Here is a 12,798-nt window from a genome sequence, read left to right as displayed (position 1 = left end):
GAACATGACGGACGTGTCCGGTACCGGTCCCGCTCCGGCGGACGACCGCAAGGTGCTCACCAACCGCCAGGGCCACCCGGTCCACGACAACCAGAACCAGCGCACCGTCGGCGCCCGCGGGCCCGCCACCCTGGAGAACTACCAGTTCCTGGAGAAGATCAGCCATTTCGACCGGGAACGCATCCCCGAGCGCGTCGTCCACGCGCGCGGCGTGACCGCCTACGGCTACTTCGAGTCCTACGGCGCCTGGGGCGACGAGCCGATCAGCCGGTACACCCGGGCCAAGCTGTTCCAGGAGCGCGGCAAGCGCACCGACCTGGCCGTACGCTTCTCCACGGTCATCGGCGGGCGCGACTCCTCCGAGGCCGCCCGTGACCCCCGCGGCTTCGCCGTGAAGTTCTACACCGAGGACGGCAACTGGGACCTGGTCGGCAACAACCTGGGCGTCTTCTTCATCCGGGACGCGATCAAGTTCCCGGACGTCATCCACGCCCTCAAACCCGACCCGGTCACCTTCGAGCAGCAGCCGCGCCGCATCTTCGACTTCATGTCGCAGACACCGGAGTCGATGCACATGCTGGTCAACCTGTTCAGCCCGCGCGGCATCCCCGCGGACTACCGCCACATGCAGGGCTTCGGCGTCAACACCTACAAGTGGGTCAACGCCGACGGTGAGACGAAGCTGGTCAAGTACCACTGGATGCCCAAGGTGGGCGTCCGCTCGATGACCGAGGAGGACGCCGCCAACGTGCAGGCCGACTCGCTCGGCCACGCCACCAAGGACCTGTACGAGGCGGTCGCCCGGGGGGAGTACCCGGAGTGGGAGCTCCTGGTCCAGATGATGGACGATCACGACCATCCCGAGCTGGACTTCGATCCGCTGGACGACACCAAGACCTGGCCCGAGCAGGAGTTCCCGCCGCAGCCGGTGGGCCGGATGGTGCTGGACCGGATGCCGGACGACTTCTTCGCCGAGAACGAGCAGATCTCCTTCGGCACCGGTGTCCTCGTCGACGGACTGGACTTCTCCGACGACAAGATGCTGGTGGGCCGGACCTTCTCCTACAGCGACACCCAGCGCTACCGGGTCGGCCCGAACTACCTCCAGCTCCCCGTCAACCAGGCCAAGAACGCCGAGGTGCGCACCAACCAGCGTGACGGGCAGATGGCGTACCACGTGGACGGCGGGGGCGAGAACCCGCACGTCAACTACGAGCCGTCCATCACCGGTGGCCTGCGCGAGGCGCAGTACCCCACGCACGACGAACAGGGCCCGGAGATCCATGGCCGGCTCACCCGTAAGCGCATTCCCCGCACCAACGACTACCTGCAGGCGGGCCAGCGGTACCTGCTCCTGGAGGAGTGGGAGCGCGACGACCTGGTGAAGAATTTCACCGACCTGCTCGCCCAGTGCGATCGCCCCGTGCAGGAACGGATGGTGTGGCACTTCCTGCTGGTCGAGAACGACCTCGGCCTGAGGGTCGGCGAGGGCCTGGGCATCAGTCCCGAGGACGTCGCCGGTCTGGAGCCGCTGGCCAGTCAGGACCTCACCGACGAGGACCGCAAGCGGCTGTCGAACCTGGGCAAGAACCCGCCGCGGGACGTCGAGGGTCTGACGATGACCCACTGTGTGCCGGACGAACGCCACGTCGTGACCCGCTGAGCCGCGGTGGACCAGGGCGGCACCGGTAGCGGGGGCGACAGCATGAGATCGTTGGGCCACCGGACTTCGAGAGGCGACCCGACGATGGACGAAGTGGAGCCGGCCGGCTCCGGCACCGCGGCGCGGGCACTGGCCCGGCTGGCCGTGCTCTGCCTGGCAGGAGTGGTCGCGGCCGTGGTGGCCGCGGGCCAGTGGCTGCTCCTGCTGCTGGGTCTCGTGGGCCTCGCCCTGGCCGGTGCCGGCATCTGGTGGGCGCTGGCCCACCGGGGCCTGGCGCGGCTGTGCGGCGCCCTGCTGGCGGTGGCCGCGCCCGTCGCCGTCCTGGTCCTGTACGCCGTGTCCGGCATGTGGCCGTTCGCGGCGTCGGCGCTGGGCCTGTGGGTGGCGGCACTGGCCAGCGCCAGAAGCGCGCTGCGCCGGCTGCGGGCGCCCCGAGGCGTGCACACGCGTCCGGTACGGCCGCCCCGCCGACCGGTGCTGATCATGAATCCGCGCTCGGGTGGCGGCAAGGTCGTCGAGCACGCGCTGGTGGAGCGGGCCGAGGCGTTGGGCGCCCGGGTGATCCTGCTCGACGTGGACAGCAGCCCCGATCCGGCGGCGCTGGCCCGCCAGGCCCTCGCGGAGGGCGCGGATCTGCTCGGCGTGGCAGGCGGGGACGGTACGCAGGCCCTGGTGGCGGGGGTGGCCGCGGAACACGGTGTGCCGTTCATGGTCCTCGCCGCCGGGACCCGCAACCACTTCGCGATGGACCTGGGGCTGGACCGCGACGACCCGGCGAGCGGTCTCGATGCCCTCACGCACGGCGTGGAGATCCGTGTCGATCTGGGCGACGTGGCGGGCCGGCCGTTCGTGAACACGGTCTCGTTCGGGACGTACGCGGAGATCGTGCAGAGCCCTGAATACCGCGATGCCAAGGCGTCCACCACGCTCGACCTGCTGCCGGACCTGCTGGTCGGTGAGGCCGGGGCACAGCTGACCGCCACGGCGGACGGCCGCCGACTCGAGGCCCCGCACGCGCTGCTGGTGAGCAACAATCCCTACGCACAGGCCGGCCCGATGGGCGTCGGCCGGAGAGCGCGCCTCGACGAAGGCCGGCTCGGTGTGATCAGTTTGCGGATCGACGGCCCGGTGCAGGCAGCCGAACTCGCGCTGCTGGGGGAGCGGGCCAGCGGGATCACCTCGTCGACCTCGCGACGGGTGACCGTCGCGGCCGACGCGGAGACGATCGCGGTGGCCGTGGACGGAGAAGCGCTGCTGCTGCCCCAGCCGGTCGTGTGCACCGTACGACCCAGAGCCCTGCGGGTGCGGGTACCGAGAAGCCGTCCCGGCGCGCCGTACACTGCCCCCTCCGTCGACTGGCGCCGTGTCGTGCGCCTCGCCCTCGCCCGGACTCCCGTTCCGGCCGTCAAGAACCAGGAGCAGAGCGATGCTTGACCGACCGCACCGCGAACAGCGGACCTCCCGGGAGTTGTTGCGGGATCTCGCCGCCCTCGACCAGGCGCTGTACGAGGCCGTCACGGTCACCAGGACACCGGCTCTCGACCACGCCCTGCGGCAGTTGTCGGCGGCGGCGGACCACTCCAAGATCTCGTTCACCATCGCCGGACTGCTCGCTCTGTTCCCCGGCCGGTCCCGGCGCGCCGCCGCCCTCGGAGTAGCGGCCATCGGCGTCGCGTCGGCGAGCGCGAACATGCTCGGCAAGCGCCTGGTGCGCCGGCCGCGCCCGCACCGGGCCGAGAACTCGCCGTTCCCGGGACGGCATGTGCCGATGCCCGAGTCCGCGTCCTTCCCCTCGGGGCACACGGCGTCCGCGGTCGCCTTCGCGGCGGCGGTCGGACCCGCGCTTCCCGTCGCCACGGTGCCGCTCGGCCTGCTGGCCTGCGCGGTCGGCTACTCACGGATCCACACCGGCGTCCACTACCCGGGCGATGTCGTCGCCGGTGCGGTCCTGGGCACCGGTGCGGCGGCCGCGGTCCTGGCGGCCGCCGGATGGCACGGCGGCGGTCTCCGTCCCTCACGTCGGGCCGGCTGAACGACCTCAGGGGGAGCGTGGGTCAATCCGCTTGCCGAGCGCTGTCCTCGAGGTCCGCGGCGGGTTCGTCCGCGTCGGGTGAGGTGTAGAAGACCGAGGTCCCCTGCTTGGTGCGCTGGGCCTGGTTCCTCGCGACAAGTCCCTCGAGCGTGGTGCGTACGACGGTGGTCTTGATCGTGCGCTCGGGGTGCTGCCGGCCGAGCTCCGTGGAGATCTCGGCCGCTGAGCGGGGCTCCTTCTGCTCCGCCAGATGCTTTCGGACAAGCTCCACGAGTGTGGGCTCCGCCCCTGCGGCCGACGCCTTGGCGGCTCGCTTCCCCGCGGTCTTCTTTCCGGCCGGTGCGGCGGATTTCCGGGCGCCCGGTCGCTCGCCCGGGGCGGCGGCCCTCTTACGGGGAGCGGGCACCGTGGCGGGCGGGGTGGCGGACGAACCGGCGCTCGGCGAGGTGCCCAGCACCTGCTGGATGTTCAGCAGGACGGTGTGGTCGCGCTGCAGGGCGGCCAACTGACCCTGGAGTGCCTCGATTTCCCCGCTGAGGCGCTCTTGTTCCTTGAGGTTGCGTTCGAGGTCGCCGGCCACCTGACTGCTGTACTGCGAGGTCAACTCGGTGGTTTCGGGAGCGGATTCGGACATGGGCTCACACCTCTTCCTGGGGCCCGAGCGTGCTGCGTCGCTGCTTCCGGAGGTGCTGAGGCAGCTTCTGCCGCACGCCTATGTGCAAGTGATACTACGCAGGACACGTGTCTTGTTCTGTGCTTGTGCCGCAGCGGCTGGGTGGGGCATCCCGTGATGCCGACGAACATCGGTAGGTTGGCCGCCATGGTGGTGGGCACGGAGGAGACCCGGCTGATCGTCCTGCGCGGCAACTCCGCCTCGGGGAAGTCGAGCATCGCCGAGGGGCTGCGTGACCGGTTCGGCCGTGGCCTGGCCCTGGTCGGTCAGGACAACCTGCGCCGGATCGTGCTCCGAGAGCGCGACCGGCCCGGCGCCGCGAACATCGGTCTGATCGAACTGACCGCACGCTACGCGCTGGAGGCCGGGTTCCACGTGGTGGTGGAGGGCCTGCTGTACGCGGACCACTACGGCGAGATGCTCGCCCGGCTACGGGCCGACCATCGTGGCCCGACCCACGGCTACTACCTGCACGTGCCGTTCGAGCAGACTCTCGCCCGCCACGCCACCAAGCCGATCGCCGACGAGGTGAGCGAACCGCAACTTCGGGACTGGTACCGGGAGTTGGATTTGTTGCCCGGCGGCGTCGAGACCGTCATCGGCCCCGACAGCACCCTCACCGACACGGTGGACCGCGTCATGCGGGAAACCGGCCTGGCCGAACTTCCCCCACGCGATCGCTGAACGGGTCCCGCCCCGTCCTGTCTTGCATCCGGTGGACCGCCTTGATCGGGGTACACGGCTCGGCATGACACACACTGACGACCCCACTGCGGCCCGGGCCGCGAGGCAACTGCGCCGTATACGGGCCTTCTACGCGGCCGGTGTCGTCCTGTGGACGGCGTCGTCGGCCTGGACGATGTGGGCTTCCCCCGGCAGCCGTCCCATGTGGACCTCCTTGCTGCTCCTGACCGTGTTCACCGTCCTGCTGGCCATGGCCTCCCACTGGCTGCGAAACCTCGAGCCCACCACTTCGGCCCGGCCTCCCCACCACGGCCTGTTCGCCACGAGGGCCGGGCGGCACGCGGTTTCCAAGCCCTGATCACCTCGCTACGGGGTGTGGCGCCGTCGGTCGGTTGGCGGCGCGCGCCGCGTGCTGCTGGGCGCGGAACGGGTGATCTTCATCGACCGGAGCCCGGAACGCCCGGAGATGACGGAGCGGTACATCGGCAGTGAGGTCATCGACTACACGGCCACCGACGTCGGCGCGGAACTGCGCGAACGCACCGGGAGCCGCGGCCCCGACGTGTGCATCGAGGCGGTCGGCATGGAGGCGCACAGCGACAGCCCGGTCCACCGCCCCACCGCCGTACTGCTGGCCGTCCACGCCTGTCGCAAGGGCGGCACGGTGTTCGTGCTGGGTGTCTTCGCCGGTGCCGTCGGCAAGTTCCCGCTCGGCGCGGTCATCAACAAGGGACTGACCGTACGGGGCGCCCAGCAGCACGGCCGGCGCTACATCCCGATGCTGCCGGGAGGCTGAGCTCCTCGTTGTCCGTTTGCCCTGCGTGCAGGGGGAGACCCGGCTGCTCATGAGCGCGCTGACACGTCATCCACGTACACGAGAGAACCGGGTCCTGCGGCTGCTCGACCGGCTGGAACGGGAACCGCGGCAGGACCCGGTGATCGACGCACTGGGGGCGGGGATTCGGTCCCTGCCGCTGGGGCGCGCCCGTGACGTGCTGCACGGCAAGTGGCTGGGGCATCCCGTGCATCCGCTGCTGGTGCAGGTCCCGATCGGCAGCTGGCTGTCCGCCGCCGTCCTGGACCTGCGCAAGGGCCGCCCCCGTGAGGCGCGGCTGCTGGTGGGCGTCGGCCTGGCAGCGGCTGTCCCTGCCGCGCTGACCGGTGCCGTGGACTGGGCGGAACTGCAGCGCCCGCAGATGCGTGTCGGGCTGGTGCACGCGGTGTCCAACACGGCGGCCGTCGGCCTGTACACGGCGTCGCTCGCCTGCCGCGTCACCGGCCGTACGCGTGCGGGCCGCGCCCTCGGCTTCCTGGGACTCGTGGCAGTGGGAACCGGCGGCATGCTGGGCGGCCACCTGGCCTACCGGCAGGCCGCCGGCGCCAACCACGCCGAGGCCGTGCCCCACCTCGTCACCGAGGGCTGGCACCCGATCGGCGCGGTGGACGACTTCCCGCCCGGCCAGATGGTGCGGCGCAGTGTGGACGACGTGCCGGTGATGGTGCTGCGCCAGACCGACGGGGCGATTTACGCGCTGGCCGACCGGTGCAGCCACCTGGCGGGGCCGCTGTCCGAGGGGACGGTGTCCGACGGATGCGTGCGGTGCCCCTGGCACGGCAGCGTCTTCCGGCTCTCGGACGGCCTGAACGTCCGCGGCCCGGCCATCGCGCCCCAGCCGGCCTTCGACACACGGGTCATCGACGGACAGCTCGAGGTGCGACTGATCCGGCACGACGGGCAGGACGGACGAGAACGGCGGGACGGGGACGGCCGGGAACCGGATCGCCATCGGAACGACGCAGAACGGGGATCCGCTCATGGCCACACCCACTGACCACCACATCGGACGACGGGCCCAGGCCTTCCTCCGCCGCACCGGCCGCGACTACGCGGGCACGCACGACCGGCCCCTGCGCGGCTACCTCGCCGCCATGGCGGCGTTCGGCGCGTACACGGCGGGCTGGGCCACGGCGGTACGGCTCCGCGGGCGCCCCCTGCCCGACCGGCCGGAGCCCTGGGACGTGCTCCTGGCCTCGGTGGCCACGTTCCGGCTCAGCCGGCTGATCAGCAAGGCATCCGTCACCAGCCCGCTGCGCGCCCCCTTCACCAAGTACGTCGGTCCGCAGGGCCCCGCCGAACTCCACGAGGAGGCGCAGCCCGAGACGGGCAAGGACACCGTGGGTGAGCTGATGACCTGCCCGTTCTGCATGAGCGTCTGGGTGGCGTCGACCCTGACCGCGGGGCAGCTCCTGTGGCCTCGCGCGACACGCACCGCGATGGGCGCGCTGGCGGCGCTGGCCGGGGCGGACGCGTTGCAGCTGACCTACGGAGCGTTGGTCGACAGGACAACCGACAGCTGAACAGGGACACTGCTCATCTGTGGAGCACCTGCTTCAGACGTGCACCTGGCCGCGCTTATTTGTCGATCTCCTGGGCACTTGGGGGGCACGCCTGAGACAGGCGGGACCTTCGGCAACACATCGAGGAGCGACTGTGGCCATGCGCATCGGAGTAGAGGAGGAGTTCCACATCCTGGAAGTGGAAAGCGGGCTGCTCGTGCCACGTGCCGACGCGGTCCTGCGCAGGCTTCCCCGGCGCACCTTCACCACGGAGCTGCACCAGTCCACCGTGGAGTCGAACAGCGGGGTGCACGCCTCCCTGGCCGGCCTGTACGCCGACCTCTCCAGAACCAGACGGCGGCTCGACGCGGCCGCCTCCTCGCTGGGGCTCGCGGTCGGGGCCGCGGGCACGGCACCGCTCGCCCCCGCCGCCTCAGGACACCCCACCGCCGGCGCGCGCTATCGCCACATGGTCGAGGAGTACCGACAGGTGGCCGACGAGCAGCTCATCTGCGGCGCCCAGGTCCACGTGGACATACCCGACCGAGACACGGCGGTAGGGGTGATGTGCACGGTCTCCCCCTGGCTGCCCGTGCTGCTGGCGCTGTCCGCCAGCTCACCGTTCTGGCAGGGAGCCGACACCGGCTATGCCAGCTGGCGCACGCTGCTGTGGCAGCGCTGGCCCACCGCGGGTCCCGTCGGCTGCTTCGCCGGCGCGGCCGACTACGACGCCGCGGTGGACGACCTCGTCCGGGCCGGGGTCATCAGCGACCCGGGAATGATCTACTACGACGTCCGCCCCTCCTCGCACCTGCGGACACTGGAACTCCGTATCTGCGACGCCTGCCCGCGCGCGGAGACCGTCGTGCTCGTGGCCGGCCTGTTCCGTGCGCTGGTGACCGAGGCCCTCGAGCTCCGCGTGAGGGGTGCGGCGGAGTGCGACGGCCGCCACGAATGGCTGCGCGGCGCCTCCTGGCGGGCCGCCCGGTCCGGCCTGGAGGGCGCCCTGGTGGATCCCCGGACCCACCGGGAGGCGCCCGCCGCCGACGTCGTACGCGGGATGCTCGCCCGGCTGCGTCCCGCGCTGGAGACCCACGGCGACTGGCAGACCGTCAGGGATCTCACCGAGGCGGCCCTGGCGCGCGGCAGCGCCGCCGAGCGCATGCGCCGAATGGCTCGGGAGGAGGATCTGCTGGCCTGCACCGACCTGCTGATCACGGAGACCCGCGGCGAGCGGCGGCACCGCAGGCTCGCCCCCGTCACCCGCAGGAAGGTCCCGCGCTTCGTCGCGGGTCGGGCGGGTTCCGGCGCACCGGAGGTCATGGGCAGCTGATCCGGCTCCGCGCGGCGCGCATCGGGCTGCCCCGCCCGGCCGCCGTTTCACCCGACAAGCCCCGAGGAAAGGGTTCGTTCATGTCCAGCATTTCCGCCCGGGTCGCGACCGGCAGGCGTGATCCGGGGCTCCCGTCCCGGATCGTGACCGTCGGCTCCTGGGAAGGGGGCGGCGCATCATGTGCGGTCTGAGCGGCGAGATCCGCTTCGACGGCGAGCGGCCCGACCTGGCGGCCGTCGAGCGCATGACCGACCGGATGGCCGCCCGCGGGCCCGACGGCCGGGGCATCTGGACACAGGGCGCGGTGGCGCTGGGACACCGGCGGCTGAAGATCATCGACCTGTCCGACCTCGGCGCCCAGCCGATGACCGACGCCGACGGCGAGATCACCGGCGTCTTCAACGGCTGCGTCTACAACTACCAGGAGCTGCGCGAGGAGCTCGGGCGCCTCGGGCACCGCTTCGAGTCGACGTCCGACACGGAGGTCGTGCTCCACGCCTACCGGCAGTGGGGCACCGCCTGCGTGGAGCGCTTCTTCGGCATGTTCGCCTTCGCGCTCGTCGAGCACCGCACCGGCCGTGTCGTGCTCGGGCGCGACCGGCTGGGAATCAAACCGCTGTACCTGGCGCCCGCGCCGGGCCGCCTGCGGTTCGCCTCCTCGCTGCCCGCCCTCCTCGCCGCCGGAGACGTGGACACCTCCGTCGATCCGGTCGCCGTCCACCAGTACCTGAGCTGGCACGCCACGGTCGCTCCGCCGCGCACCGTCTTGAAGGGCGTACGCAAACTGCCGCCCGCCACCGTCCGGGTCGTCGAACCCGATGGCAGCCACCACGACCACCGCTACTGGCAGCCGTCCTACACGCGTCGCGTCGAGTACGCGGAGATGGGGCCCGACGAGTGGCGCGACGCGGTGCTGGAGGCGCTGCGCACGGCCGTACGCCGCCGGATGGTCTCGGACGTGCCGGTCGGCGTCCTGCTCTCCGGCGGCCTGGACTCCAGCCTGATCGTGGCGCTGCTCGCCGACGAGGGCCAGCGTGACCTGAAGACCTTCAGCGTGGGCTTCGAGGCCGAGGGCGGGGAGGAGGGTGACGAGTTCCGCTACTCCGACCTGATCGCCCGGGAGTTCGACACCGACCACCGTCGGATGATGGTGCCCTCGGACCGGGTCTCGACCGCCCTGGACGACGCCGTCGCCGCGATGAGCGAACCGATGATCAGCCACGACGTGGTCGCCTTCCACCTGCTGGCCGAGCAGGTCTCCAAGGAGGTGAAGGTCGTACAGAGCGGGCAGGGCGCCGACGAGGTGTTCGCCGGGTACCACTGGTACCCGGAGCTGGCCGCGGTCGCGCGCGAGGAGGAGCCGCGCCAGTACGCCGAGACGTACTTCGACCGCCCCCACGCCGACCTCGCGGGGATCCTCCAGCCGCACATGCTGCCCCCGGACGACGTCTCGGGCCGCTTCGTGAGGGACCACATGGCCCATCCTGGCGCCCAGACCGCCCTGGACACGGCGCTGCGACTGGACACGCACGTCATGCTCGTCGACGACCCGGTCAAGCGGGTCGACAACATGACCATGGCCTGGGGACTCGAGGCCCGCGTCCCCTTCCTCGACCACGAACTGGTGGAACTTGCCGCGGCCTGTCCACCGGAGCTCAAGCTCGCCGACGGCGGCAAGGGCGTACTGAAGGCGGCGGGCCGCAAGCTCCTGCCGGAGAAGATCGTCGACCGGCCCAAGGGCTACTTCCCGGTCCCGGCCATCCGGCACATGGCGGGCCCTGTTCTGGAACGGGTGCGCGAGGCGCTCGCGGCGCCCGAGGCGAAGAAGCGGGGGATCTTCCAGGAGTCGTACGTGGCCGAACTCCTGGCGGCCCCCGACGAGCACCGGACCAAACGCGGAGCCAACGCCCTGTGGCAGGTCGCACTTCTGGAGATATGGCTGCAGACGCACGGAATCACGTGACCGGCGAGTACAGCACCCTGCCCTCGCACGCGCCGGCACCGGGGCAGGGGCCCGCCCGCACCGCGGCCCCCGCCCCGATGGCGCTGCCCGAGGCGGAAGGCCCCCGGGACGCCGTGACCCGGCTGCACGCGCACGGCTGCTGGTATCCCTCCGCCGACCCCGAGGGCACCCAGGTGGCCTTCATCTGCGACCGCGGCGGTGTCCCCCAGCTGTGGTCCGGGCCCGTGGACGGGGAGGGGATCCGGCTGCTCGACTCCTCCCCGGATCCCGTGAAGGAGGTGTCCTGGTCACCCGACGGGCGCTGGATCGCCTACACCACCGCACCGGGCGGCGGCGAGCACTCACGCGTGCTGTGCGTGCGCCCGGACGGCACCGGTCGCCGCCTGCTGGCCGGTGCCGACCCGGAGACCTCCGCCTACCTCGGCTGCTGGGCCCACGGCGGCTCGGCCGTCGCCGTCACCCTCGCCGCACCGGCCACCGCCCGGTCCCAGGCAGACGGTCTGTGGCAGTCCGCGGACGCCGCCCCCGCCCACTGGACGGCGCGGGACGGCCGGGCGACCCTCCTCGGCACCACCGTGTACGCCATGGGGCCCGACGGGACACCGGCGACCCGGCCGGGCGGAGGCCTGTCCGCCTACCTGATCGACCCTCACGGTCTGGCCTCTCCCGTGCTCCTCGCCACGGAACCGGACGCCCCCACGCTCCGCGTGTGCGACCTCAGCCCCGACGGCCGGCTCGCGCTGCTGCGCCGGGGGCCGCGCGGGCGCCGGGAGGCGGTCGTCCGGCGCGTCTCCGACACGGCGACGACCTTCACCCTGCCCGTCGCCGACGGTGACCCGTGGATAGGCCGGTTCTCACCCGACAGCCGCACGCTGTGGCTGCGCAGCGACGCCGGCCGGGAGTACGCGGCGCTGTTCGCCGTCGCTCTCGGCCCCGACGGCACCGCGGACGGCCGAACCGTCGTCGCGGAGCGCGAGGACTCCGACCTCGAACTGCTGACGATGGCGCACGACGGCCGCACGGCCGTGCTCGCGTGGAACGTGCGGGGCGCCAGCGAACTCGACGTCGTCGAGACCTCCCCGGGGCCCGGCGCCGCGGCCACCACCGGACCGGCGCGGCCGGTGCCGCTGCCCCACGAGGTCGTCACCCGGGTCGCGGCGGCCGGGGCGGGGCGGCTGCTGCTGGCGCTTTCCGGTTCACAGCGCCGCCCCGGTGTGTGGTGGGCCCACGAAGGCGTGTCCCTGCTGCGCACCCCGTGGTCCTCCCGGGACGAGGACGCCGTCCCGCCGGGCCGCCCGCCCGTGCGCCCTGTCCTCACGCGCCTCACCGCCCGGGACGGCCTGGCCCTCAGCGGCTGGTACTACCGGGCACCGGGACGCGCCCCGAACGAACCGGCGCCCTGCGTGATCCACCTGCACGGCGGCCCCGAGGACCAGGAACGCCCGGTGTTCGACCCGCTGTACCACGAGCTGCTGGGGCGCGGTCTAGACGTCTTCGCCCCCGACGTCCGCGGCTCCGGCGGACACGGCCGGACCTTCGTCGACGCCGACCTGGGCACCGGCCGCTTCGCCGCCCTCGACGACGTCGCGGACTGCGCGGCGCACGCGGTCACGGCGGGCCCCGCGGACCCGACCCGGCTGGCGGTGATGGGCCGCTCGTACGGCGGCTACCTGACCTTCGCCTCCCTCGTGTGGCACCCGGACCTGTTCCGCACCGGTGTCGCCGTCTGCGGCATGTCCGACCTGCTGACCTTCTTCGCCGGTACCGAGCCCTGGATCGCGGAGTCGGCGGCGCACAAGTACGGCCACCCGGAACGCGACCGGGAACTGCTGCACGCCCTGTCACCGATGAGCCGTGTCGACGCGCTGCGCGCCCCGCTGCTCGCCGTCCACGGCGAGCACGACACCAACGTGCCGCTGGGGGAGTCGGAACAGTTCGTGCGGGCCGCGCGGGAGCACGGTGTCCCCGCCGAGCTCCTCGTCCTGCGGGACGAGGGGCACGACTTCCTGCGCGCGGACAACCGCCGCCTGTTCCGCCGGGCCGCCGCGGACTGGATGGAGCGGCACCTGCACCCCTCCTGAGCTCCCCGGGGGTGTCCCGGCGTTTCGGAAGG

Annotated in this window: 12 protein-coding genes; 11 read left to right on the top strand and 1 reads right to left on the bottom strand. The window is 72.2% G+C overall.

Annotated elements, in window-relative coordinates:
* Window positions 1-4: 4 nt before the first annotated feature.
* From ABZT06_RS14660 to ABZT06_RS14650, 3 genes are all read left to right on the top strand, one after another.
* Window positions 5-1,663 carry a catalase gene (locus ABZT06_RS14660; RefSeq protein ID WP_355740022.1) on the top strand — a complete coding sequence of 553 codons (1,659 nt, stop codon included), beginning with the start codon at window positions 5-7 and terminating at the stop codon, window positions 1,661-1,663.
* A gap of 84 nt (window positions 1,664-1,747) precedes the next feature.
* Entirely contained in the window at window positions 1,748-3,097 is a 1,350-nt protein-coding gene (locus tag ABZT06_RS14655; protein ID WP_355740020.1) for a diacylglycerol kinase family protein, read from the top strand.
* The gene (locus ABZT06_RS14650) at window positions 3,090-3,695 is read left to right on the top strand and encodes a phosphatase PAP2 family protein (protein WP_355740018.1); all 606 of its coding nucleotides are present in this window, start codon (window positions 3,090-3,092) and stop codon (window positions 3,693-3,695) included. Before ABZT06_RS14655 ends, ABZT06_RS14650 begins: the two co-directional genes overlap by 8 nt.
* Before the next feature lie 22 nt (window positions 3,696-3,717).
* On the opposite strand, the gene ABZT06_RS14645 is transcribed toward ABZT06_RS14650, so the two are convergent.
* Entirely contained in the window at window positions 3,718-4,329 is a 612-nt protein-coding gene (locus ABZT06_RS14645) for a hypothetical protein (RefSeq protein ID WP_355740016.1), read from the bottom strand.
* A gap of 177 nt (window positions 4,330-4,506) precedes the next feature.
* Here ABZT06_RS14645 and ABZT06_RS14640 point away from each other — a divergent pair, with 177 nt between their 5' ends.
* From ABZT06_RS14640 to ABZT06_RS14605, 8 genes are all read left to right on the top strand, one after another.
* Window positions 4,507-5,052 (top strand): AAA family ATPase, encoded by a 546-nt coding sequence (locus ABZT06_RS14640; RefSeq protein ID WP_355740014.1) that lies wholly within the window; start codon window positions 4,507-4,509, stop codon window positions 5,050-5,052.
* A 64-nt stretch (window positions 5,053-5,116) separates the two neighbouring features.
* Entirely contained in the window at window positions 5,117-5,410 is a 294-nt protein-coding gene (locus ABZT06_RS14635) for a hypothetical protein (RefSeq protein ID WP_355740012.1), read from the top strand.
* 51 nt (window positions 5,411-5,461) lie between these two features.
* Window positions 5,462-5,848, top strand: coding sequence for a zinc-binding dehydrogenase (locus ABZT06_RS14630; protein ID WP_355740010.1), 387 nt, complete (start codon window positions 5,462-5,464; stop codon window positions 5,846-5,848).
* A gap of 49 nt (window positions 5,849-5,897) precedes the next feature.
* Window positions 5,898-6,884, top strand: a complete 987-nt coding sequence (locus ABZT06_RS14625) for a Rieske 2Fe-2S domain-containing protein (RefSeq protein ID WP_355740008.1) — start codon at window positions 5,898-5,900, stop codon at window positions 6,882-6,884.
* A complete protein-coding gene (locus ABZT06_RS14620) occupies window positions 6,868-7,410 on the top strand; it encodes a DUF1360 domain-containing protein (RefSeq protein WP_355740006.1) in 543 nt (180 codons plus the stop codon). Before ABZT06_RS14625 ends, ABZT06_RS14620 begins: the two co-directional genes overlap by 17 nt.
* Before the next feature lie 139 nt (window positions 7,411-7,549).
* On the top strand, window positions 7,550-8,722 hold the full coding sequence (locus ABZT06_RS14615) for a glutamate--cysteine ligase (protein WP_355740003.1): 1,173 nt from the start codon (window positions 7,550-7,552) through the stop codon (window positions 8,720-8,722).
* A gap of 178 nt (window positions 8,723-8,900) precedes the next feature.
* Window positions 8,901-10,685 (top strand): N-acetylglutaminylglutamine amidotransferase, encoded by a 1,785-nt coding sequence (locus ABZT06_RS14610; RefSeq protein ID WP_355740001.1) that lies wholly within the window; start codon window positions 8,901-8,903, stop codon window positions 10,683-10,685.
* A complete protein-coding gene (locus ABZT06_RS14605) occupies window positions 10,658-12,766 on the top strand; it encodes a prolyl oligopeptidase family serine peptidase (protein WP_355739999.1) in 2,109 nt (702 codons plus the stop codon). Before ABZT06_RS14610 ends, ABZT06_RS14605 begins: the two co-directional genes overlap by 28 nt.
* The last annotated feature ends 32 nt before the right edge of the window (window positions 12,767-12,798 follow it).

The organism is Streptomyces sp. NPDC005483 (genome assembly GCF_040606035.1).
Classification (GTDB): Bacteria; Actinomycetota; Actinomycetes; order Streptomycetales; family Streptomycetaceae; genus Streptomyces.
The sequence above is the reverse complement of the archived record's forward strand: the minus strand, read 5'-3'. Positions and strand labels throughout refer to the sequence as shown.

Coding starts and splice junctions, on each gene's coding strand:
- ABZT06_RS14655 (WP_355740020.1), top strand. CDS start 1,748: ATGGACGAAGTGGAGCCGGCCGGCTCCGGCACCGCGGCGCGGGCACTG.
- ABZT06_RS14610 (WP_355740001.1), top strand. CDS start 8,901: ATGTGCGGTCTGAGCGGCGAGATCCGCTTCGACGGCGAGCGGCCCGAC.
- ABZT06_RS14615 (WP_355740003.1), top strand. CDS start 7,550: ATGCGCATCGGAGTAGAGGAGGAGTTCCACATCCTGGAAGTGGAAAGC.
- ABZT06_RS14660 (WP_355740022.1), top strand. CDS start 5: ATGACGGACGTGTCCGGTACCGGTCCCGCTCCGGCGGACGACCGCAAG.
- ABZT06_RS14625 (WP_355740008.1), top strand. CDS start 5,898: ATGAGCGCGCTGACACGTCATCCACGTACACGAGAGAACCGGGTCCTG.
- ABZT06_RS14635 (WP_355740012.1), top strand. CDS start 5,117: ATGACACACACTGACGACCCCACTGCGGCCCGGGCCGCGAGGCAACTG.
- ABZT06_RS14650 (WP_355740018.1), top strand. CDS start 3,090: ATGCTTGACCGACCGCACCGCGAACAGCGGACCTCCCGGGAGTTGTTG.
- ABZT06_RS14605 (WP_355739999.1), top strand. CDS start 10,658: ATGGCTGCAGACGCACGGAATCACGTGACCGGCGAGTACAGCACCCTG.
- ABZT06_RS14645 (WP_355740016.1), bottom strand. CDS start 4,329: ATGTCCGAATCCGCTCCCGAAACCACCGAGTTGACCTCGCAGTACAGC.
- ABZT06_RS14620 (WP_355740006.1), top strand. CDS start 6,868: ATGGCCACACCCACTGACCACCACATCGGACGACGGGCCCAGGCCTTC.